The sequence below is a fragment of the Pontibacter ramchanderi genome (genome assembly GCF_002846395.1).
Classification (GTDB): domain Bacteria; phylum Bacteroidota; class Bacteroidia; order Cytophagales; family Hymenobacteraceae; genus Pontibacter; species Pontibacter ramchanderi.
Genome location: NZ_PJMU01000006.1, coordinates 24,879 through 45,493 on the forward strand (window position 1 = coordinate 24,879; position 20,615 = coordinate 45,493).

General features: G+C 53.1%; 19 protein-coding genes. 8 read left to right on the forward strand and 11 right to left on the reverse strand.

The genetic code is table 11. The features are described 5' to 3' along the window. Positions 1 to 4: 4 nt before the first annotated feature. Positions 5 to 415: a hypothetical protein gene (locus tag BD749_RS18860; RefSeq protein ID WP_101447419.1), complete on the reverse strand. Its 411-nt coding sequence runs from the start codon at positions 413 to 415 to the stop codon at positions 5 to 7. Positions 416 to 620: 205 nt separating this feature from the next. On the opposite strand from BD749_RS18860, the gene BD749_RS18865 reads away from it, so the two are divergent. Beyond that, on the forward strand, positions 621 to 884 hold the full coding sequence (locus BD749_RS18865; protein ID WP_101447420.1) for a hypothetical protein: 264 nt from the start codon (positions 621 to 623) through the stop codon (positions 882 to 884). Between the two features lie 79 nt (positions 885 to 963). On the opposite strand, the gene BD749_RS18870 is transcribed toward BD749_RS18865, so the two are convergent. Further along, the gene (locus tag BD749_RS18870; protein ID WP_101447421.1) at positions 964 to 1,377 is read right to left on the reverse strand and encodes an STAS/SEC14 domain-containing protein; all 414 of its coding nucleotides are present in this window, start codon (positions 1,375 to 1,377) and stop codon (positions 964 to 966) included. A gap of 63 nt (positions 1,378 to 1,440) precedes the next feature. Further along, positions 1,441 to 3,873, reverse strand: a complete 2,433-nt coding sequence (locus tag BD749_RS18875) for a zinc-dependent metalloprotease (RefSeq protein WP_101447422.1) — start codon at positions 3,871 to 3,873, stop codon at positions 1,441 to 1,443. A 190-nt stretch (positions 3,874 to 4,063) separates the two neighbouring features. Here BD749_RS18875 and BD749_RS19510 point away from each other — a divergent pair, with 190 nt between their 5' ends. The 3 genes from BD749_RS19510 (at position 4,064) to BD749_RS18890 (ending at position 6,794) form a co-directional block, all read left to right on the forward strand. Next, positions 4,064 to 4,588, forward strand: coding sequence for a c-type cytochrome (locus BD749_RS19510; RefSeq protein ID WP_180336466.1), 525 nt, complete (start codon positions 4,064 to 4,066; stop codon positions 4,586 to 4,588). Between the two features lie 84 nt (positions 4,589 to 4,672). After that, a complete protein-coding gene (locus tag BD749_RS18885) occupies positions 4,673 to 5,575 on the forward strand; it encodes an SMP-30/gluconolactonase/LRE family protein (RefSeq protein WP_101447423.1) in 903 nt (300 codons plus the stop codon). Positions 5,576 to 5,747: 172 nt separating this feature from the next. Further along, a complete protein-coding gene (locus BD749_RS18890) occupies positions 5,748 to 6,794 on the forward strand; it encodes an NAD(P)-dependent alcohol dehydrogenase (protein ID WP_101447425.1) in 1,047 nt (348 codons plus the stop codon). A gap of 53 nt (positions 6,795 to 6,847) precedes the next feature. On the opposite strand, the gene BD749_RS18895 is transcribed toward BD749_RS18890, so the two are convergent. The 3 genes from BD749_RS18895 to BD749_RS18905 are packed head-to-tail and all read right to left on the reverse strand — an operon-like array spanning position 6,848 to position 9,410. Continuing rightward, positions 6,848 to 7,474 (reverse strand): HD domain-containing protein, encoded by a 627-nt coding sequence (locus BD749_RS18895; protein WP_101447427.1) that lies wholly within the window; start codon positions 7,472 to 7,474, stop codon positions 6,848 to 6,850. After that, a complete protein-coding gene (locus BD749_RS18900) occupies positions 7,475 to 8,824 on the reverse strand; it encodes an energy transducer TonB (RefSeq protein ID WP_101447429.1) in 1,350 nt (449 codons plus the stop codon). Then, complete coding sequence (locus BD749_RS18905; RefSeq protein WP_101447431.1) at positions 8,811 to 9,410, reverse strand: RNA polymerase sigma factor; 600 nt, start codon at positions 9,408 to 9,410, stop codon at positions 8,811 to 8,813. Before BD749_RS18905 ends, BD749_RS18900 begins: the two co-directional genes overlap by 14 nt. 99 nt (positions 9,411 to 9,509) lie before the next feature. Between BD749_RS18905 and BD749_RS18910 the strand changes: the two genes are divergently transcribed. Next, positions 9,510 to 11,378: a vWA domain-containing protein gene (locus BD749_RS18910; RefSeq protein ID WP_101447433.1), complete on the forward strand. Its 1,869-nt coding sequence runs from the start codon at positions 9,510 to 9,512 to the stop codon at positions 11,376 to 11,378. A 221-nt stretch (positions 11,379 to 11,599) separates the two neighbouring features. Here the strand turns inward: BD749_RS18910 and BD749_RS18915 are convergent, their stop codons facing one another. Continuing rightward, on the reverse strand, positions 11,600 to 12,220 hold the full coding sequence (locus BD749_RS18915) for a class I SAM-dependent methyltransferase (protein WP_101447435.1): 621 nt from the start codon (positions 12,218 to 12,220) through the stop codon (positions 11,600 to 11,602). 120 nt (positions 12,221 to 12,340) lie between these two features. Here BD749_RS18915 and hutU point away from each other — a divergent pair, with 120 nt between their 5' ends. The 3 genes from hutU (at position 12,341) to hutG (ending at position 16,688) form a co-directional block, all read left to right on the forward strand. Beyond that, positions 12,341 to 14,053 carry a urocanate hydratase gene (gene hutU, locus BD749_RS18920; RefSeq protein WP_101447437.1) on the forward strand — a complete coding sequence of 571 codons (1,713 nt, stop codon included), beginning with the start codon at positions 12,341 to 12,343 and terminating at the stop codon, positions 14,051 to 14,053. Between the two features lie 167 nt (positions 14,054 to 14,220). After that, positions 14,221 to 15,465: an imidazolonepropionase gene (gene hutI / locus BD749_RS18925; RefSeq protein ID WP_101447439.1), complete on the forward strand. Its 1,245-nt coding sequence runs from the start codon at positions 14,221 to 14,223 to the stop codon at positions 15,463 to 15,465. A gap of 248 nt (positions 15,466 to 15,713) precedes the next feature. Then, positions 15,714 to 16,688, forward strand: coding sequence for a formimidoylglutamase (gene hutG, locus BD749_RS18930; protein WP_101447441.1), 975 nt, complete (start codon positions 15,714 to 15,716; stop codon positions 16,686 to 16,688). 149 nt (positions 16,689 to 16,837) lie between these two features. Here hutG and BD749_RS18935 read toward each other — a convergent pair whose 3' ends face one another. From BD749_RS18935 to BD749_RS18950, 4 genes are all read right to left on the reverse strand, one after another. Continuing rightward, positions 16,838 to 17,233 carry a hypothetical protein gene (locus BD749_RS18935; RefSeq protein WP_245869452.1) on the reverse strand — a complete coding sequence of 132 codons (396 nt, stop codon included), beginning with the start codon at positions 17,231 to 17,233 and terminating at the stop codon, positions 16,838 to 16,840. Between the two features lie 105 nt (positions 17,234 to 17,338). Beyond that, a complete protein-coding gene (locus BD749_RS18940; RefSeq protein WP_101447445.1) occupies positions 17,339 to 18,208 on the reverse strand; it encodes an SMP-30/gluconolactonase/LRE family protein in 870 nt (289 codons plus the stop codon). Positions 18,209 to 18,259: 51 nt separating this feature from the next. Further along, the gene (locus tag BD749_RS18945) at positions 18,260 to 19,372 is read right to left on the reverse strand and encodes an AMP-binding protein (protein WP_101447447.1); all 1,113 of its coding nucleotides are present in this window, start codon (positions 19,370 to 19,372) and stop codon (positions 18,260 to 18,262) included. 413 nt (positions 19,373 to 19,785) lie between these two features. After that, positions 19,786 to 20,241 (reverse strand): DoxX family protein, encoded by a 456-nt coding sequence (locus BD749_RS18950; protein WP_101447449.1) that lies wholly within the window; start codon positions 20,239 to 20,241, stop codon positions 19,786 to 19,788. Positions 20,242 to 20,615 lie beyond the last annotated feature (374 nt).

Below are 20,615 nucleotides of genomic sequence, written 5' to 3' on the forward strand. Positions count from 1 at the left end.
TAGATCAACCAGCTTTCAGCCATTGAAGTGCCATACCTGCGTCGTCGAAGTTTCTGAACGCAAAGCTGGGTTTCAATTCATCTATCAGCTGTTTTGCATGCTGTTTGGCCTTTTCTTCACGTAATTTGGTAAGCGAGCCCAATCGGGCTGTCATCGCCAGGCGGGTGCTGCGCAGGTTTCCATGCAATTCCCTGATCAGTTCAGAATATGCCTCCTCGTCTATGAGTACCTGATTAAAGCGCGAGTCGATCAGCAGTTTTTTGATGTCGTAGAATGCAATCACTTCCCGAAGTTTTGCGAAAGAGTAGGTGATTTGTGTTCTGGAGTAAATGTTGATATCGGGCCAGCTGACGGAGAGAATATCGGTAGCGGGATCGTAGTTGAGTTCGATTAATCCATCGCGGTGGAGGAGCATGCGGGTACTGTTTAGTATTTAAATCAAACTTACAATTATTTTTTTACAGTTTTGTTTAGTAATTTATTCATTGCACCAAGAACTGGTTGATAATGTGCTGCTTATTTTCTGTAATCGGGAACAGTTTGCCTAACCCGGTTTTGAATTGAAACCATTTTAGCCTGCCCAACCTTATATAAGCGATTACCCGAAGCGACCACTTACTATGCTGGAATACTCTATGTTCGAAAGGCTTCCTTATCGGAGCCAGCGAGAAGCCCTCAAAAAAGACGGCACCCTCATCGCCCGGCGGCAGGTAAACGGGTATACGATTCTGCTCTATACCTGGGGCCATACCTTTGTAGAGGTATGGACGGGCTCGGAGGCAGAGGTGGTGAGCACTTTCAGGCAAACAGCTGATGCGCTGGCTGTGCTCGAGCCATACGCCAACGAGGTGGATATCCGGCAACTGATCGAAACGCTCAACTAAGAGACGATAAAACAGAAACACCTGCCGGGGCTGGTTTATATGCCAGCCCCGGCAGGTGTTTCTGTTTACTAGTAATGGTCTAGTTGCTAAGCGAAAACTGTCGGAGCCATTGCTCGGCAGTATGCTTGTCCTCAAACACCTTGACTGAAAACGATTTCAATTTGCTGTAAAAACTGGAGGCTGTCGACTCCGCGAACGTCTCCGGGGTGGTGATCATGGCGAAGTGTTTCAGTCCTGCACGGGCCGCACGCGGTGCCCAGTCGTTCAGCACCCAACCCAGGGAGTGGTCCCAGCCCCCAATAATCAGGCGCGTGTCATTCAGCACGCTGTTATAGCCAGCCTCCGCCAAAGCATCTGTGTAGGCCTGGGCGCCTGTTTTAACGTTCTCCTCAGTCAGATACCCCATCCAGTTCACGTGCACCCATTTATTTTTATGATCTACATCAATGGTCAGGTATACACGCCCGAAAGGGTTTTTTAATTCCTGCTTCATATATTACCCAATACAAAATCACTGCAACAGTCAATAGCGGGTGCAATTTTGCGCTTTTTCAGTTTACTCGCACCCAAAAATGCCATCCCCGATCGGTGCACCTGGGGGTAGCTGAAGCGTTTTGGTTGGTTTCACTTCTTCAGGTTTATCCATACGAGCCAGTGCAAAATCAAGATGCGCTTTGTAGCCTGCATCGCGGGTACGTTTGGCCTGGCTGGTGGCATGCTGCCGGATGTCGGCAAGGGCACTGGTGGCCACAGCGCGCGCCTGATAGGAGGCGTTTTCGTCCTGAGCAAGGGCCATCAGGTGCGTGAGCACCAGCTGCTCGTTCTGCAATTGCACCTGCGCGGCAAGCCCATCCAGTCGTCTGCTTTTCCAGGTTTTATCAATCAGTTGGTTGGTGATATCCTGCAGACTTAGCGTGTTGTGGCGACTTCCGAATTCAACTAAACGACTGGCGCGCTCGGGGTGCAGCAGAAAAGAAAGCGTGAAGTCGGCGGAGGATTGTGCAGCCGCCAGTGGGTCGAAGGTGAGACCCGTACGCTTCGGGAACAGCTCGCGGCTGTTACCCAGACCCGGGGCACGCGGAGGTATGAGGGCAATGATGTTTTCGGGCAAGGTAAGCACTTCCGGCGATATGGTCTGCAACATCGCATCGAGGGCCTTTTGCTGCTCCCGTTTGTCGAGAACCTCTGTTACCAATTGCTTGTCGCCGCGCAGGGCGTAGGTATAGCGCATGCCCCCGATCAGCTTGGCAGCCGCCTCGGCCTGGTAGCGGTGGAAATTGTAGATCGGAACCAGCACATCCTCCAGTGTGCTCATCGGCGCATTGGGTTTTATGTTCTTCTCCGAGAAGTTCTGCAACGCTTTTTTGCGGACCTCCAGCACACGCAGCAGCTCATCGGTCGCGTTGGTGCCGTTGTCCCATAGGTGGGCCGTGGGGTGCGCGCCACCCGGAGCGCGTGCATCGGTGTCCGATATAAAAGTCAGGCCACGTGCACGGCCTTGCGCCAGCAGCTCGTCAAGCGCCTTCTTCTCATCAGTGCCTTTCGGGAAGTGCTGATAACCATAAGCCACGGCCAGTTTATCCCACTCGCCAATGCTGGTACCATAGGCTTTGCTGATGTCGATGTTGCCGGCCCTGTCCAGCTGTACCTGCGGGTGCGGGTAGTCCATTACCGAGGCATTGTTGTTGGCGTCGTAGTTGTGCATGATACCCAGCGTATGCCCCAGTTCGTGTGCCGACAACTGCCTGATGCGGGCCAGTGCCATGTCCATCATGGCCTTGTTCTCCGGCTTGCCGTCTTCATAGGGTGCCAGCAGCCCTTCAGCGATCAGATAATCCTGGCGCACGCGCAACGAGCCCAGCGACACATGCCCTTTGATGATCTCGCCGGTCCGCGGGTCCATGACAGAAGCGCCGTAAGACCAGCCGCGTGTGCTGCGGTGCACCCACTGAATCATGTTATAGCGCACGTCCATTGGGTCCGCTGAATCAGGCAGCACCTCTACCCGGAAGGCGTTTTGATAACCGGCCGCTTCAAAGGCCTGGTTCCACCAGCGGGCGCCGTCCAGCAGGGCAGAGCGGATCGGCTCCGGGGCTCCGTTGTCAACATAGTACACGATCGGCTTTACGGCTTCCGATACCTTGGCCGAAGGGTTTTTCTTGTGCAGGCGATGGCGGGCGATGTAGCGTTTTTCAATGTTCTCGTTCACCGGAGTGGCGTAGTCGAAGTAGGATATGCCGAAATAACCGGCTCTTGGATCAGCCTCGCGCGGGGTATAGCCGCTATCGGGAAGCTCGATGAAAGAATGGTGCTGGCGCAGCGTAACGGCCTGTGTGTTGGGTGCTACACTGCGCACGATATTTCCCCCATTGTCGCTGGTGAAGGTAAGGGTAGACTCGAATTCGGTGTTTTTAGGGAAGTTTTTGGTGCGCGGCAAATAGATCGCCGAGCGGCTGGCATCGAGTCGGTAAGTACCCTGGTTTGCCCGCCGGATGCTCCCGATGGCATCATGCGCATCCTGCAATAGAAAATCAGTCGCATCTACCAGCACGGTATTGCCGCTGGCCGCCTCTGCCTTAAAACCCCAGAGCACCGACTGCGCAAACGACTCTTCCACGGCGCGGGCTTCGTTCTGGTTGTCGGTAATGGCCCTGTAACGCAGGTTGGGCTGCACGAGCAGTATTTTGGGTCCCACTTTTTTGAAGGATACGATGCGCTGGCCGCCCAACTGCCCCCGGTCCAGACCGATGTCGTTGGAGCCAAGTCCGCCCGGGAGGGAACTCACATACAGGAAATCGTGGTCGAGCTTATCTACCTCCAGCCATACCTTGCCCGTTTGCTCATCCCAGTAAAAGGGGAAAAAGCCGTTGAATTTTTTCATACCGGCGGTCTTGGAGGCAATGCTGGGCAGCGCCTGTGCTGCGGCACCGCCCAGCGCTATAAGTGGCAGGAGCAAAAGAAGCAGTAGTTTTTTACAAGTCAAGGTCATAGAATCAGGTATAGGGTGTATTGTTGTGAGCAGCTTAAGTTAAGCATTTCATCAATAGAATCCCCAAAATATAGTCATGGTCGCATAGATAGCCTGCCAGGTCGGAAACATAAAACTTTAAGTGCTCAGGTCAGTACATACTTTCTGAGTGCTCTCCGAGCAAAAACAGAACAAACAAAAAAATATCACTATGAAAAAGATTCTGATGGCCATCTCAGCCTTCGCGCTTCTGTCAGCCTGCGGCAACGAACAGAAGTCAGAGTATGAACGCTATTACGATAGTGACTACCAGCCCGACACAACCGCCGTAGCCTCTCGTCCGCAACCGCCGCGTCCGGCCACAACGCCACCTGCTGGAGGCGCTACGCAAGGAGCCCAGACAACTCCGGCCGGCACACCGACCGGACCGGAAACCACCGCGACAGCTGAACAGCCAAAAGAGGCACTTGCCGGACAGTATGCGAAAGGCGAAAAACTGATTGCCGGATCGGACTGCCTGGCCTGCCACAAAGTAGACCAGAAAGTAGTGGGTCCTTCGTATGAAGAAGTGGCGCAGAAGTATGAGGCCAACGACAAGAACATCACCTATCTGGCTGGCAAGATCATCAAGGGTGGAGCCGGCGTGTGGGGACAGATCCCAATGCCTCCGCACCCGAACCTGAGCGAAGGTGATGCCAAGGAAATGTCCCGCTACATCCTCTCACTCCGCAAATAAGTTGATTGAACGAAGCTGTCCCGGTACCTGTGCAGGTATAGGGACAGCTTTTTTTATACCTATACCTAAGCAAACCGACACGCCATGAGCAAAGCCAAAAATTACAGTGAACTGGAAGCAGAGTTGGTGCTCGACGCGAAGGCGACGCTGGGCGAGGGATCGATCTGGCATCCGGCTGAGAGACGCCTTTACTGGGTGGATATAGAAGGCCGTGAACTGCACCTGTTCGACCCCACTACCGACGAAGATACCACCTGGCCCGTTGGGGAGCGGGTGGGCACGGTGGTGCCTGTAGTGAATGGCGGAGCCCTGGTGGCCTTGCAGAATGGGGTACACTTCATCAACACCGAAACCGGCGAGCTATCATTTGTAAGCAATCCGCTTGAGCGGGATGATATCCGGTTCAACGACGGAAAATGTGACCCGGCCGGCAGGTTTTGGGTAGGCACCATAGCCCTCGACTCGCAGGAAGGTGCCGCAGCGCTCTACCGCATGGAGCACAACGGGCAGATGACACAGGTGCTCGACAACCTGAGCAATTCCAATGGCCTGGTCTGGACTGCTGACAAGCAGCGCATGTATTTCATAGACACCCCAACCCGTAAAGTACAGGCCTTTGCCTACGATCATGACACGGGAACCATCCGGAAAGAGCGAGACGTAATTACTATGCCTGAGCAGGAGGGCAAGCCCGACGGAATGACCATTGACGAAACAGGACGGCTCTGGATCGCGCTCTACGGTGGCGGTGGCGTGGGCTGCTGGGACCCGGAAACCGGGGAGATGCTGCTGAAAGTTACGGTACCCGCTCCGCACACCACCTCCTGCGCCTTTGGCGGTGCGCGGCTTGACACCCTCTACATCACCACCGCCCGCGACGGCCTGGACAAAGACCAGCTGCAACAATACCCGCAAAGCGGAGGCATTTTTGCCATAAAGCCCGGGGCAAAAGGCGTACCGGCAAACTTTTTCCTGAGTCGTTTGTAAGGTATAGGATGTCTTGGGGAAGTATTGGCGATGACAGTCTGGCTTAAGGTTGTGCTGCTGCTGTGAAGATCGGCAATAGCTATACCTATTAGGTATACCTGTACAATGTCACGCTACGCCGACCGGCCTGCAGACCTTTTAACTTTTAACTTGTAACTTTTAACTAAAAACTATGATTCAAGCAAAAGCATTTGCCGCATTCGACCCGACCAGTCCGCTCGGTCCCTTCAGCCTGGAGCGCCGCGAAGTAGGGGAGTATGACGTGCTCATTGATATTAAATACTGTGGCGTGTGCCACTCTGACCTGCACCAGGTGCGCGACGAGTGGGGCGGTGCCATGTACCCATTGGTGCCCGGCCACGAAATTGTGGGTGTGGTGACGAAAGTGGGTGCAGGCGTTAAGAAATTCAAGGAAGGAGACTTAGCTGGTGTGGGCTGCTTTGTAGATTCATGCCGCACCTGCGACAGCTGCAGGGAAGGCCTGGAGCAGTATTGTGAGGTGCAGAACGTGGGTACCTACAACAGCTACGAGCGCGACGGTAAAACCATTACCTACGGCGGCTACTCCAACCAGATTGTGGTAGATGAGAACTATACCCTGAAGGTGCCTGAGAGCCTGGACCTGGCCCGCACGGCGCCTTTACTTTGCGCTGGCATCACCACCTATTCGCCTATCATGCAATGGCAGATCGGGGAGGGACACCGCGTCGGCATTGTGGGCCTCGGCGGACTGGGCCATATGGCCGTGAAGATCGCTGCTGCCAAAGGCGCTGATGTAACAGTACTGAGTACCTCGCCCAATAAAAAACAGGACGCACTGGACCTGGGAGCCCACAACTTTGCCGTAACAAAAGACGAGGCCACACTCAGGCAGCTGCGCAATTCCTTCGACTTCATCATCGACACCGTTTCGGCCCCGCACGACTACAACCTATACCTGTCCATGCTGAAACGGGATGGCACCATGATCCTGCTGGGAGCGCCACCGGAGCCTTCTACCGTAGCCGGCTTCAGCCTGATTGCCCGCCGCAAACGACTGGTGGGTTCCATGATCGGAGGTATACCGGAAACCCAGGAAATGCTGGACTTCTGTGCCGAGCATAACATCGAAGCTGACATTGAGCTGATCAAAATGGAAGATATCAACGAAGCCTACGAACGCATGCTGCGCAGCGATGTCAAGTACCGTTTTGTGATCGATATGGAAAGCTTGAAATAGATGAACTAAACAAACTAAAAGGGCTCCTGCTGCATAAGTGGGAGCCCTTTTAGTTAATTAAGCTTTGCCAGTTCACGTTTTAAATTCGCTCTCGCGTTACTTTCAAATTCCTCCTGAAAGGCAGCTGTTTTGTATATCTGCTTTTGTGTTAAGAAATGCTTCAACACCTTTCTTCTTCCTGGTTTGTAGATAAGGTCAGGGTACATGCTGTATTCTTTTCGCACTCCCTGGCTATACCTGTCATAGCGTGTTTCGTCTGCACCGAGTATAGCCAGGTCCAGATCGAGGAGCAGGTTAGTTAGCTTATCCTCACTTGCCTGATGTGTCTTGGTGGCGATTATCAAGTCTTTAACTTGTAGAATATCGGCTTCTGGTATACCTAGGCGATGGAGTCGGTCCTGTGCCAGTGCGGCGCTCTGCTCTTCGTTGTCAGAACGTGTGGCCTTGTACACGATGTCGTGGTAGAAGATGGAGAAGAGTAGTAAGTAAACTTGATCGTTTGCTACGTTATACCGATGCGCTAGCTCCAGCATGTAAGAGATGTGCGTTAGGTTGTGGTAGTGCCGGTCTTTGGCGGTGTAGGCTTTCACCAGTTCTACCCACAGCTGCCCGATCAAGGCCTCGTCGGCGCTATACCTGCGGCAAAGCGCCTCCCATTCTGATCTTATGAAGTCTTCCATTTATTCTGATTTTTCAGGTCTGAAGCGCACAACGATCCTGACTTGCTGCTCCACCTTGTGGCCATTTTGCATAGCTGGTTGCCATTTCGGACCCTGTGCTACCAGGCGCATGGCTTCGTCGTCACAAGGCTCGCAAAGGCTGCGGATAACTTCCAGATTTTCAAGCGAACCGTCTGTCATAACAGTTGCCCGAATCACAACACGGCCTTTGGTCATGCCTGGTGTGTAGCGCAGGTTATCTGCTAAATACTGACGGTATGTCTTGAGATTGGGAGCAGGCTTGGCTGCCACGATAGGAGCGGAGGTAGTGTTGTACTGTCGTGTAACGACCACTTCGCTCAAAGACTTTGTGTCCAGGGCCAGATCTAGGGTGATCGGGTCCGCACCGGCATTCACCCCTTTTTCCTTGGTTTGGTAGCCAATATAACGGAAGACCAGCGTCGCCTTTTCATCCGGCAAAGTCAGCTCAAAATTACCCTGCGCATCGGTGGCTGCGCCCTGGCTGGTGCCTTTTACGACAACCGACACACCGGGCAGCGGTGTCCCGTCCTGGTCCACTACCTGACCCTGCACCTGATTGTGCCCAAGCGCTTTGTCGCGCTGCACGTGCACACCAGCTACACGCCCCTGCAGGGCTTTGGCCACGGACGTACTTTCTGGCTGCAGGCTGAGGCGCTGTGGCGGAGTGGCAACGACAACTTCAGCCAGTTTGTTGGTTTGTGCTGTGACGGCTTTTTCAGGTATAGCTTCGGTCAGATCAGCCACCTCCATTTCAACTTCTACTTCTTCTATATCATCAGCAAACACAATAGCTTGTTCCCCTAAAGCAGGGCTTTTGCGGGCTCGTGGTGTGGGGATCTTTCGGGACTTAGAGATTGCCGCTACCTGGCCAGGTCGCACCGTGTCTGGCTTCGCCTCAGCTACAGTTTCAGGTAAAGCTGCTGGCTTTTCGCCCAGGTCCATTGCTTCCTGAATGGCCTGATCCTGCTGGGCGGCTATACCTTGCTGTTCGCGCACTTGCTCGTAATTGTAGTAGAAGACCGCCACCGAAGAGAGCAACACCAGCATGACGGCTGCGACTACTTTCCAATCTGTGAGGTATAGGTTCCTGCGCTGCTGACTTTTGGCCGCGATGTGGCGATTAATGTCCCGCAGGTCACGATCAGTTGTAGCGGCATCAGACACTTCGAGCCCCTCCAGTGCATCCGAGCACAGGTCGCAGTCCAGCAGGTGGCGCTCCAGTTGGTGATGCAGGGCTTCGGGCAATGTGCCTCCATGGTACTGCTCCAGCAGTTCCTCGGAAGGGTGGTCGCCCCCGTCCCATAGGATATGTCGGCTATCTGACTGCATGGTTTTTCTCCATGATGATTTTCAGGTTTCGCTTTCCGTTTTGGATGTAGCTTTTCACTTGGTTCAGGTCGCAACCCGTCTGGGCGCTTATCTCTTTGTAACTCTTTTGCTGCAGGTAAAAGAGCTCGACACACTCCCGCTGCTGTAGTGGCAGCTCTTTCAGAGCCGCGTGCAAAGCCTGTTCTATTTTCTCGGATTCCTCTGCGTCGGTAGGATGCAGGGGCTCCGCACTTTCCATAAAAGGCGGGGCATTATCTGAGAGCGGTACCTTTGTTTTGTGTTTGTTGGCCCGCAGTTGCATCAGGCAGTAGTTGCGGGTGGTCACGTGCAGCCAGCTCTTGAAATTATTCACCTCATGCTGCAGCAGCGCTTTTGAAACATGCTCGAACAGCTGCATGGTGGCGTCTTTGCTTTCCTCGGCATCTTGCAGGTATTTCTGGCAGACCAGGTATACGAGTTTGGCGTGTCGCTGAAACAATTCCCCCACATGCTCCAGATCGCCCGTCTCTTTGTACAAGCGCACCAGCTCCGCGTCGTCGGGTGGCGGCTTGGCGTTCGTGAAGAGCTTGATGAAGAATGGGAGCATGTGCCGGGATTGATTTTCTAAAGAAAAGAAAAATATTCTGAAAATTTTATGGAAAGCCTGTGGAGGTGGCATCATGTCGGAAACCAAAACATAATAGCCATGAAAAAGAACCTCTTCCTGCTGCTGGCCCTGCTACTGTTCGGGCTGACTGCATCCGCTCAAAGCCGCACCATCACCGGCACCGTTACCGACTCCAACGACGGCAGTCCGCTGCCCGGCGTGAGCATCCTGATCAAAGGTACCTCCACAGGGGCCGCCACTGACCAGCACGGCAAGTATAGCCTGGCTATACCGGATGACAAGGCCACGCTTGTCTTTCGCTACATCGGTTATAAGACCCAGGAAATTAAGGTGGGCAAGCGGGATGTAGTGGACGTGAAATTACAGCTGGATACCCAGACACTCCATGAAGTGGTTGTAGTGGAGCAAAGCATGTCCCGGGCGCTGGCAGGTAAGGTGGCTGGTGTCTTCTCCGGAAGGAACAGGGCAGAAAATATGACCTATGTCGCAAGCCCAGTATTCGATGCTGCTCCCATGGTGCACAACACCGAGAATTATGATTTCATCAAAGAGAGTTCTTTTCTGGATGCACAGAATAACCCGCTCTCCACTTTCTCCATCGACGTCGACAATGCTTCCTACAGCAATGTGCGCCGCTTCCTGAACCAGGGCCAGCGGCCGCCTGCCGATGCCGTTCGCATTGAAGAAATGGTTAATTACTTCAATTACGACTACCCACAACCCACCGGCGATGCACCTTTTTCTGTCACGACCGAACTTTCTGCTTGCCCCTGGAACAAGAATAATCAGTTGCTGCATATCGGGCTGCAGGGCAAGCGTGTGCCCACCGATCAGTTACCACCTTCCAACCTGGTGTTTCTGATCGACGTGTCCGGCTCGATGTTCTCGCCTGACAAACTGCCGCTTGTGAAAGCCGGATTGAAACTGCTGGTGGAGGAGCTTCGTCCGCAGGACCAGGTGTCGATGGTGGTGTATGCGGGTGCGGCTGGATTGGTGCTGCCCTCCACTTCCGGGAAAGAAAAGAAGAAGATTATTACGGCGCTGGACCAACTGGAGGCAGGTGGCTCTACGGCAGGTGGCGCTGGCATCAACCTGGCCTATAAGGTTGCCGAAGATAACTTTATGAAAGGCGGTAACAACCGCGTGATCCTGGCTTCGGACGGGGACTTCAACGTAGGTGTGAGCAGCGACAGCGAACTGCAGCGCCTGATCGAGAAGAAGCGGGAGACCGGTGTGTTCCTGACCGTGCTGGGCTTCGGAACCGGCAACCTGAAAGACTCCCGCATGGAGCAGCTCGCCAACAAAGGCAACGGCAACTACGCCTACATCGACAACATCCGGGAAGCGCAGAAAGTGTTTGTGAACGAGTTCGGCGGCACGCTCTTCACCATCGCCAAAGACGTGAAGCTGCAGCTCGAGTTTAACCCGGCCAAGGTGAAAGCCTACCGCCTGATCGGCTACGAAAACCGCGCCCTGGCCAACGAAGAGTTCAACGACGACAAAAAAGACGCCGGCGACATGGGTTCGGGCCATACTGTCACGGCCCTCTATGAAATTGTGCCAGTAGGCGCTTCGTCTCAAACGCAGGCAGGAACTGTAGATGCGTTGAAATACCAGAAAACAAGTCTCGACCCAAAAGCAAAGAGTTCTGACGAGATGCTCACCATGAAACTGCGTTACAAAGAACCTGACGGCGAGACGAGCAGGCTAATGACAAAGACAGTGAGCAGTCAGGCAATATCTGCCACCCAAACCTCCGACAGCTTCCGTTTCTCAGCTGCTGTGGCGGCCTGCGGCATGCTGCTCCGCGACTCGGAACACAAAGGCAATGCCTCGTTCCCCATGGTGCTGGAGCTAGCCAAGAATGCGCGTGGGAAAGATGAAGAGGGGTATCGGATTGAGTTTATCAATTTGGTGAAGTCGATGGGTTTGGTGAGTGAAAAATGACCTCCCCCCAGCCCCCTCCTAAAAACAGGAGGGGGTTAAACCAACTCGTCCCGAACGATTTCGGGATATATGAATCCAGCGGACTCTGGATATTAGTTTAGGTTGTTTGGTACAGTTGGCGGGACGCCACAAAATGATCCAATCTAGCGAGACGCGAATGAGGGTAAAAAAATAAATACTTTCAACTCCCCCTCCTGTTTTTAGGAGGGGGCTGGGGGAGGTCACTTCCGCACCACCCACGTCGTCATCGTCCTTTCCTGCTCCACCAATACCGTCTTCAACGACTCCAGCCTTACCATCCCTAACTCTCTTTCCAACTCCATGATCATCACTTCATCCGCCAGAAACCAAACGGGTCCGTGCGACATCCGGTAAAACCGGCCCTCCAATTGTTGCAGCTTTTCCTCAAGTCCGATGGTGGTACTGAAGCGGGCAAAGAGCATACCGCCCGGCTTGAGTACCCGCCACAACTCCCTAACAATCTTTTTGAAATGTTCTTCGCTTCGGGCGAAGTGAAGCACGGCACTGCAGAGCACGACGTCGAACCGGGTATCTTCGAATGGTAGTGCGTCCAGGTCAGCTACTACAAAGTTCTTGGCATGTAAGGTGGGAGCGAGTTGCGAGGCTAATTCCCTCGTTCTCTTGATCGCCTCCGCTGAAATATCAGCTCCGTATACCTGTACCCCTGCTTGCATCAGGTAGGCAATGTTTCGGCCTGCTCCACAGCCAGCATCTAACAAAGTCATACCTTTTTGTATCCTACCTTTCAACAATTGGTCGAAGAGGTAGATGTCGATGTCGCCGAACTGGGCGTGGAGGGAAGCGAGCGGGATGTGAAACATGGCACTGGTGTTCAGACAATAATGCAAGTATAGCTGTGTGGCTGAAATTAAGCATGATTTTCCTATCCTTTTTCCTTTATTTTTAAGAATATTGAACAGGATTTTACGAGACAATCAACTATGAATAACGCTACTGCCACCGAAACTGTGAAGCGCTCCGGACTCTCTGTGAGCGAGTTTATCCAGAAATACGCCAACCACCCAACTTATATTCCGCCAACCGGTCCGGAACTAAACGCCAAAAACTGGCAATCCGAAGCAGCCCTGCGCATGTTCCTCAACAACCTGACCGACGAAGTAGCCGAAGACCCGAGCCGCTTAGTGGTATACGGAGGGATAGGCCAGGCGGCACGAACAGTAAAAGATGCGCAAAAGATCATCGAGGTGTTGCTGAACCTGGAGGAGGATGAGAGCTTGCTCGTGCAGTCGGGCAAGCCGGTAGGCAAGGTGCGCACGCATGCTGAGGCACCGCGTGTGCTCATCGCCAATTCCAACCTGGTACCGCATTGGGCCACCTGGGAGCACTTCAACGAACTCCGTGCCCGCGGCCTGATGATGTACGGCCAGATGACGGCGGGCAGCTGGATCTACATCGGGACGCAAGGTATCCTGCAAGGTACTTACGAGACTTTTGCCGCCTGCGGTAGAATCCACTTCAACGACGACCTGCGCCACAAACTGCTCGTAACAGGCGGACTAGGCGGTATGGGCGGAGCGCAACCGCTAGCGGCAACCATTGCCGGTGCCACCTTCCTGGGTGTAGATGTGGATCCGGAGCGCATCAAAAAGCGCCTCGAAACCCGCTACATCGATAAAATGACCTACGACTACGAGGAGGCGAAAAGCTGGGCACTCGAAGCCAAAGAAAAGGGGGAGGCCATCTCCATAGGTCTCGTAGGCGACATCGGCGATGTGTTGGATAAACTGATCCAGGATAACATTACCCCAGAGATTCTCACTGACCAAACCTCGGCCCACGATCCGATCAACGGCTACGTGCCAAACGGACTGACGCTGGAGCAAGCCAAGGAGCTGCGTGAGCGCGATCCAAAGGAATATAAAGCCCGCTCCCTTAAAAGTATGGCCCGCCATGTGGGCTTTATGCTGGAACTGCAGCGCCGTGGCAGCCGCACCTTCGACTATGGCAATAACCTCCGCGAGTTTGCCCAGCAGGGTGGTGAGCCGAATGCCTTCAACATACCGGGCTTTGTACCGGAGTACATGCGTCCGCTTTTCTGCGAAGGCAAAGGCCCTTTCCGTTGGGCGGCCCTTTCCGGTGATCCGGAGGATATCCGTGTGACAGACGAGGCACTGAAAGAGCTTTTCCCCGACAACACGCACATGATCAAATGGCTGGACGAAGCCGAAGAGAAAGTGGCCTTTCAGGGACTGCCTTGCCGCATCTGCTGGCTGGGGATGGGCGAGCGTGAAAAAGCTGGGCTGATGTTCAATCAACTCGTGCGCGATGGCAAAGTAAAGGCCCCGATCGTGATTGGTCGCGACCACCTCGACTGCGGCTCCGTGGCATCGCCCTACCGCGAAACCGAAGGTATGCTCGATGGTTCTGACGCCGTATCGGATTGGCCGCTGCTCAACCTGATGTCGAACACGGCCGGTGGTGCTACCTGGGTGTCGTTCCACCATGGGGGCGGCGTAGGGATTGGCTACTCGCAACACGCAGGTATGGTGATTCTGGCCGACGGCACCGAGCGTGCCGACCGATGCCTGAGCCGCGTGCTGCACAACGATCCGGCCATGGGCATCTTCCGTCACGCCGACGCGGGTTACGAAACCGCGCAGCAAAATGCGGAGGAATTTGGCTTAAACTTGTAACGAAAACACAAACCCTCCCCAAAAACAGGGAGGGCTTTTTCAATGTATTATCCCCTACCTGATAGCTCCGATTTATTTGATAGTTATCAGCTATACTTTTTTCAGTCTCAGTTTCGGAGTTCGTAACTGAAATTTGAAAAGAGGTATAGCAGGCAAACGCAAACACTATGAAAGAAGAAAACACACATATACTGATTGGACCATTCAGCCAGGTGCTCACGATGGCTGAGTTGCCGGAGACAGGACCGATCGCTGACGAGCAATTGCAGGTGCTGGAAAACGTGGGCGTGTTGGTTTACGAAGGTCGCATCATGCAGGTAGGCAACTACGACAAACTGCTGCAGCATGCCACCGACAGCAATTACATATTTCATAAGATCGACCAGCCGATGGTGCTGCTGCCTGGCCTGATCGATGCCCACACGCACATCTGTTTTGCCGGTTCGCGTGCCAACGACTACGCCATGCGCGTTGCCGGCAAATCATACCTGGAAATAGCCCGTAGTGGCGGTGGCATTTTGGACAGCGTACGCAAAACCCGTGAAGCTACGCTGGTGGAGCTGGTCGATTTACTCAAAAAGCGCTGCGACCGCCACTTGTCTGAAGGCGTGACGACCTGCGAAGTGAAGAGTGGCTACGGACTGACCACCGAAGAGGAACTCAAGATGCTGGAGGCTATTCAACTCGTAAACAAGCACCATGCGTTAGAGCTGATCCCTACTTGCCTGGCTGCGCACATGCGTCCGCCTGAGCACACCGACTCGCGGCTCTACCTTCAGGAAGTGGTGACGCAACTATTGCCCCAGGTGAAGGAGCAGGGCTTAGCTAACCGGGTGGATATTTTTATTGAGGAAACGGCCTTCAGCGAGGAAGAATCGTTGGAGTATTTGGCTGCTGCCAAAGAGCTGGGTTTCGAGATTACGGTGCATGCCGATCAGTTCAGTACCGGTGGTAGCCGTATTGCTGCCGAAGCCGGGGCCGTTAGCGCCGACCATCTGGAGGCCAGCGGTGAGGAAGAGTTTGCGCTGATGCGGGAAGCGGGTGTGGTAGCCACCGTGTTACCGGGCGCCTCGCTGGGACTAGGCATGCACTATGCCCCGGCCCGCCGGATGCTTGATGGTGGTCTTTGTGTGGCCATCGCCACAGACTGGAATCCGGGTTCTGCCCCAATGGGTGATCTGCTTTTACAAGCCGCTCTGCTCGGAGCCTCCGAAAAACTTACCATTGCCGAGACCCTGGCGGGTATAACCGTTCGTGCTGCCAAAGCTCTCAACCTCACAGATCGTGGTATTGTCGCGAAGGGTATGCAAGCCGACCTGATCGCTTTCCCAACAGATAATTATAAGGAAATCTTCTACCAGCAAGGTAAGCTTAAACCAATGCAGGTATGGAAGAGAGGCCGGGAGGTATAAGGGCTATTTGCATTGCAATTGTCCATTGCACCAGCCATTTTCTTCCACTAGAATGTATTCGCCTGCTCCTAACATAGGCGGGACCTTTTAATTCTAATAAAACAGACTAATAAACTTACTTTCATTTTGTTAAGAGACTTATTTGAACTAGAAATCCCTGCTCATGAGAGGTTAAGCCGAAGCGAATGGCTACCATGATCCTTACAGGATGACAAAAGAAGTAAATTGAACTCACCAACATTCAACATATGTATAAACCTACAGCACCCGGCACCTGGAAGGGCAGAGTAGACGCCGCAGACGGCGATGAAGGCAAGCGTTGGCACCAAGGTATAAAGCTGCTCGATTTGAGTGCGGAAACTGAGCCCGCGACGGCGGAGCAAGCAGTTGCTTTTCTGGGTTTCTGCTGCGATGAGGGGGTGCGCCGGAACCAGGGCAGGGAAGGGGCTGTGCAGGGACCTTCGGCCTTACGCCAGGCCATGGCCTCGTTTGCCTGGCATTTGGAAGATGACACAGCCCTTTTTGATGCTGGGGATGTATTTTGCACTAACCAGAACCTGGAGGAGGCACAGAAACAGCTCGGCAAGAAGGTGCATACGCTCTTGTCCAACACGTATAAAACGATCATCCTCGGTGGCGGACATGAAACTGCCTATGGCCACTACCTGGGTATAAAGCAGGCGCTGCCAGCCGATAAGCAGCTTGGTATCATCAACTTCGATGCCCATTTTGACCTGCGCAGTTACGAGAAACAGCCAAGCTCCGGCACGCCGTTTCTGCAGATCGCGGACGACATGATAGACAACAATCAGGAATTTAACTACCTGTGCCTGGGTATACAGCAGTATGGTAATACACAAAAGCTCTTCAACACGGCAGCTTCTTACGGGGCTGACTACGTGCTGGCACCGGCCATGCAGGTATACAACTTTGAAGCACTACGCGAAAAGTTACAGCAGTTTATGGCGCTGGTGGATGTACTGTATGTCAGTATTGATCTGGACGTATTCACAGCGGCCTATGCGCCGGGCGTCAGCGCGCCGGCTGCATTAGGTATACACCCGGAAATCGCCCTCATTTTGTTACAGGAAATTATAAGCAGTGGCAAGCTTCTTACCCTGGATGTGGTGGAACTTAACCCGGCACTGGATGTGGACAACCGCACCGCCAGACTTGCCGCGACGCTCCTGTACCACGTAGTGCAGCAATGGAGCCAGGTGTGATGGAGTTTGGGAGTTGGAGAGTTTAGGAAGTAAGAATTAAAAAGTGAGAAGGCTTCTAGAGCAAGTTTAGAATTGAAAAAAGATTAAGCTTCCACTATCTTTTCCCATTACTTCATAAACTCCTAAACTCTCCAACTCCCAAACTTGCCTTATCTTCCAACCTTGAACTTCGTCCAGTAGGTTGTATCGGGGGTAATGACCTCTATTTGGTAGGTGTCGGGTCGCAGTTTACCCAGGTCGAAGCGCCAGGCGGTTTCTTTTTTGGCCACGCTCACAGGTTTTTTATATACCAGTTTACCTGCTCTGTTTTTCACCTCCAGCCGCGCATTTTCGGTGAGCACCTGGTTGAAGTCTAACACAAAAGTGCCTTTCTTGGTAGGGTTCAGAAATATACCCGATAAGGTTTCCATGCGGGTTGTGGTATCCGGTTTAACAGGGCCAAGCTGTTTCTGCTCCACGGGCGGAAGCTGGGTAGAGCTTTCCTGGGCCCTGGCGCTAAAACCAGCCAGCAACAGGGCGCCGGCCAGCAAGTATGTTTGTTTCATCTCCATTTGATATCTCCAGTACGTTAAAGTATACCAGAGGCATTGCATAATTTAAGCCAGATTTTTGGGAGTCAGTAAAATTCCAGAAAAAACAGTGCAATTTTTCTAGAAATTCAGCCGGTAGGCCACCACGCGGTTGTCGAAGAAGGTGGGCACATAAAGCAGACCCTGTTCTTCGGAATAGAAGATGTCGGCTGCGTTGACCTTCTTGTTTTTGGTGTCGAGCACTTTCCAGTTCTTGCCGGCATTGTTCACATAGTAGATCTCCCCGTTCCAGTTCGAGACCAAATAGCCTTCGGCCCCAACGCGCACTATACCGTCCGCCGAAGGGATTTTCTCGGTCCAGTCAGTGAACTCCTTTCGCTCGGTATCCAGAAATCGGACATTGCCCGTGTTGATAGAGGCCACGATCAGGCGGTTGTTATCATAGAGCAGGCCATTCGGGCGCTCGCGTTTTGTGTCGAGCCAGTGGCTAACGCGGCCGTTACGGAACAGGTAGATGGCGCCTCGCTGCGAATCAGATACATACACATTGCCGGCATCGTCCACGGTCACGTCGTTTAGCATCTGGGCTTTATCCGTTTTGTGACGCGCCAGTATAGCGCCCGTCTGGGTGGCAATGGCGATAATCTCGTCCATGTCGGCTACATAAAGCACGTTGTTATGCAGGGCTATGCCCTTGGGGTCGTTCAGCCCTGAAACCCAGTATAGCTGGTCTACATCGCCATTGGGGTTGAGGCGTGAGATGAAGCCGTCGCCGTCTTTGCGGTCCTTGCTGGTCTGGTTGATGTTGGAGACGTAGAGGACGTTGCGCTCGCGGTCAAACACCACCGATTCAGGGGTGCGCAGGGTGTTATCGGTAGCCCAGGCTTCGGATAGCGTAACCGGGCCCTTGGAAGAAAAGAGTCCACCACTGCAGCCTTGCAGACAGAGGGCAGCCAGCAAAATCAGGCTAGGGAAGGATAATGGTCGCATAGGAATAAGGTGTTTTGTTTTACCCTACTACGCGATAGCGCCATACCTGTTTTAATCTGTTTCGAGCCCCAGCTTCTGCATGGTGCGCAAACGCGATACCTTGCCGGTAGCAGTCTCGGAAAATGCCGGACTGTAGTAGATGTCTTTCGGCATCTCGAACTTACGCAGCAGGGTTCTCATTTTCTCCATTATCTGCTGTTCCGTTTCCTCTGCCAGTGGTTCACCCTCCAGCACCAGAATCACCTTCTCGCCCAGCAGTTCGTCGGGTTGTGAGGCTACAAAAAAGCGCGGGGCCTGCTCTAACTCAGCCACTGCCTCCGACACGGCAACCTCTACTACCTCGGTTTGCACCTTCACGCCGCCGGTGTTGATGGTGTTGTCGGCACGGCCAATCCAGCGGAAGCGGGTAGGGGTGAGTATCTCAACGATGTCGTTGGTGATCAGTGTTTCGTTTTCGGTGATGTCTGCAGTAATAGTGAGGCATCCACGGTTATCCTGCCCAATGGTGACGCCTGCGATGGTCTCGTAATAATCGGCAGCGGAAGGGCCGTTGAGCAGGCGCAGGGCGATGTGCGAGGAGGTTTCGGTCATGCCATAGGTATGGTATACCGGCGCCTGCAGCTGCTGCAGTTCGCGCTGCAACGAAAAGCTGACCGGCGCACCACCCACTAATATTGCCTTCATGCTGTTCAGTCGCGCCACGTAGGTCTCGTTCTCCTGCAAAATGGTCTGCAGCTGCATTGGTACGAAGGACGAGAAATGATACACTTCGTCAGCGGGCGCAAGCGTGAGCGGATTTCCGACAGGGTCCACCACGGTCATGTGCATATCACCCAGTAGGCCGCGCACGAGCATCATCATACCGGCAATATATTCTGTGTTGAGGCAGACCAGCATATGTTCACCTGCCTGCAAACCAAGAAGATTAAGCGTACGGCGCGCGCTAGTTTCCATTTGTTTACGCGTGAGCGTGATCAGCTTGGGTGTGCCGGTGGAACCGGAGGTATGGATCGGAAATTCCTGCACCCCGTTCAGCCAGTCGCGGCAAAATTCCAGGGTTTTAGCTTCGTAGCCGTTGAGCGGCACGCTATTGCGGAAAGAATATGCCGCTATTTCGTCGTAATAGAACTTCTTACCGTTTAGGGTCAGGAAATTTTGCGTCATGGGGTGTCTGTATAAATGTGACGGCAGAGCAGGTACACTGCCGGGCCGCCTGTTTATTCTTTTTTTCCGGTGCTCTGCAGGTTTAGCTTCAGTCCTTTTGCATTGTTGGTTACATACGCAGCTTGTGCACTGCCTGTCTATACCTTGGTCAAAGCACATAGGTATAGGCACCGTAAATTTTGCTCAAAATTACGACAAAGAGGTATAAGACCTAAATAAGGGCAGGTATAATTTTGGTGATTGACACTTTGCAGAAGGGGCGCTCTGAACTGTACTTAAGCTTTTCCGCTCGAACATAGGCATAGCCAGGTAACAATGGAGCAATCGCACTTCGCCTTGCCTTCTCGTTAACTGGAGAAAGTTGCTGATGCCCCGGCAATTGCGTGCTTAAGGGCTGTACCAGTTGCTCGGGCTCAGTATAGGACGTCCCGCTCAGGTCTTCTGATCAGATTGTCGACCGATAAACGTCCAGAGCCGAGTATCAAAAAGACAATCAGCAGGATCAGGACAATGATGGAAGACCAAAGCTCTGTGTTCTCAGAGTAGAATCCCCGCTGCGGGTTGATGAAGAACACAGCACCGAGCAGTATCGGGATCTGGAACAGGATTGCGATGCGCGTTACCAGCCCCATGGCGATCAATAGTCCGCCCACCAGGTGCGCAAATGCCACGTAATGCGCCATCCCGAACGACACCCATTGAAACTGGCTGTTTCGCATAATGCTTTGCAGCGCCTCAGTATCCTGAATAAACATGACGCCTTTCACAAATAGAAAGATACCCAGCGCCATACGCACAAAGTCTACCCAAACCGGATGGTGTGTATCAGCCCAGTGCTCGATCCAGTGCATGTCTTGCGTTAAGTTCATGGCTGTAAGATTTTAGGTTTAAGAAATTGATGTACAATTATTTAAACGAATTATGCTGTTAAATGGCTATGGAATTAATGGATATGTCTTGACAGGTGTCTGGCTCAGTTACACCTAGCAGGTATAGCTATACCTGGCGTAGCTGCTGTTTAGCTATACCTTAAATTGTTTTGTTTTATAGCTTCGCCTGTGCGGCGGGCACTTCCTTTTTGTCTTGACACAAAAAGGAAGCAAAAAAAGTCAAGACCCTCCAAACTCGCTGACCGCTCGAACAGTGGAGTGTCATTTGGTGCACCTGGCACAGCTTTTTGTTGCATAGGTTAAGGGGCAAGTTAGCCTTTCGATGCGTGCCCGTGGTGCGAGGCACACTAAAT

What these genes read in the sequence shown, in the direction of transcription:
- BD749_RS18900 (WP_101447429.1), bottom strand. Translation starts at nt 8,824, where the DNA reads ATGCAGTCAGATAGCCGACATATCCTATGGGACGGGGGCGACCACCCT.
- BD749_RS18885 (WP_101447423.1), top strand. Translation starts at nt 4,673, where the DNA reads ATGAGCAAAGCCAAAAATTACAGTGAACTGGAAGCAGAGTTGGTGCTC.
- BD749_RS18860 (WP_101447419.1), bottom strand. Translation starts at nt 415, where the DNA reads ATGCTCCTCCACCGCGATGGATTAATCGAACTCAACTACGATCCCGCT.
- BD749_RS18905 (WP_101447431.1), bottom strand. Translation starts at nt 9,410, where the DNA reads ATGCTCCCATTCTTCATCAAGCTCTTCACGAACGCCAAGCCGCCACCC.
- BD749_RS18915 (WP_101447435.1), bottom strand. Translation starts at nt 12,220, where the DNA reads ATGTTTCACATCCCGCTCGCTTCCCTCCACGCCCAGTTCGGCGACATC.
- BD749_RS18865 (WP_101447420.1), top strand. Translation starts at nt 621, where the DNA reads ATGCTGGAATACTCTATGTTCGAAAGGCTTCCTTATCGGAGCCAGCGA.
- BD749_RS18935 (WP_245869452.1), bottom strand. Translation starts at nt 17,233, where the DNA reads ATGAAACAAACATACTTGCTGGCCGGCGCCCTGTTGCTGGCTGGTTTT.
- BD749_RS18945 (WP_101447447.1), bottom strand. Translation starts at nt 19,372, where the DNA reads ATGACGCAAAATTTCCTGACCCTAAACGGTAAGAAGTTCTATTACGAC.
- BD749_RS19510 (WP_180336466.1), top strand. Translation starts at nt 4,064, where the DNA reads ATGAAAAAGATTCTGATGGCCATCTCAGCCTTCGCGCTTCTGTCAGCC.
- hutG (WP_101447441.1), top strand. Translation starts at nt 15,714, where the DNA reads ATGTATAAACCTACAGCACCCGGCACCTGGAAGGGCAGAGTAGACGCC.
- BD749_RS18950 (WP_101447449.1), bottom strand. Translation starts at nt 20,241, where the DNA reads ATGAACTTAACGCAAGACATGCACTGGATCGAGCACTGGGCTGATACA.
- BD749_RS18910 (WP_101447433.1), top strand. Translation starts at nt 9,510, where the DNA reads ATGAAAAAGAACCTCTTCCTGCTGCTGGCCCTGCTACTGTTCGGGCTG.
- BD749_RS18895 (WP_101447427.1), bottom strand. Translation starts at nt 7,474, where the DNA reads ATGGAAGACTTCATAAGATCAGAATGGGAGGCGCTTTGCCGCAGGTAT.
- BD749_RS18870 (WP_101447421.1), bottom strand. Translation starts at nt 1,377, where the DNA reads ATGAAGCAGGAATTAAAAAACCCTTTCGGGCGTGTATACCTGACCATT.
- hutI (WP_101447439.1), top strand. Translation starts at nt 14,221, where the DNA reads ATGAAAGAAGAAAACACACATATACTGATTGGACCATTCAGCCAGGTG.
- BD749_RS18940 (WP_101447445.1), bottom strand. Translation starts at nt 18,208, where the DNA reads ATGCGACCATTATCCTTCCCTAGCCTGATTTTGCTGGCTGCCCTCTGT.
- hutU (WP_101447437.1), top strand. Translation starts at nt 12,341, where the DNA reads ATGAATAACGCTACTGCCACCGAAACTGTGAAGCGCTCCGGACTCTCT.
- BD749_RS18875 (WP_101447422.1), bottom strand. Translation starts at nt 3,873, where the DNA reads ATGACCTTGACTTGTAAAAAACTACTGCTTCTTTTGCTCCTGCCACTT.
- BD749_RS18890 (WP_101447425.1), top strand. Translation starts at nt 5,748, where the DNA reads ATGATTCAAGCAAAAGCATTTGCCGCATTCGACCCGACCAGTCCGCTC.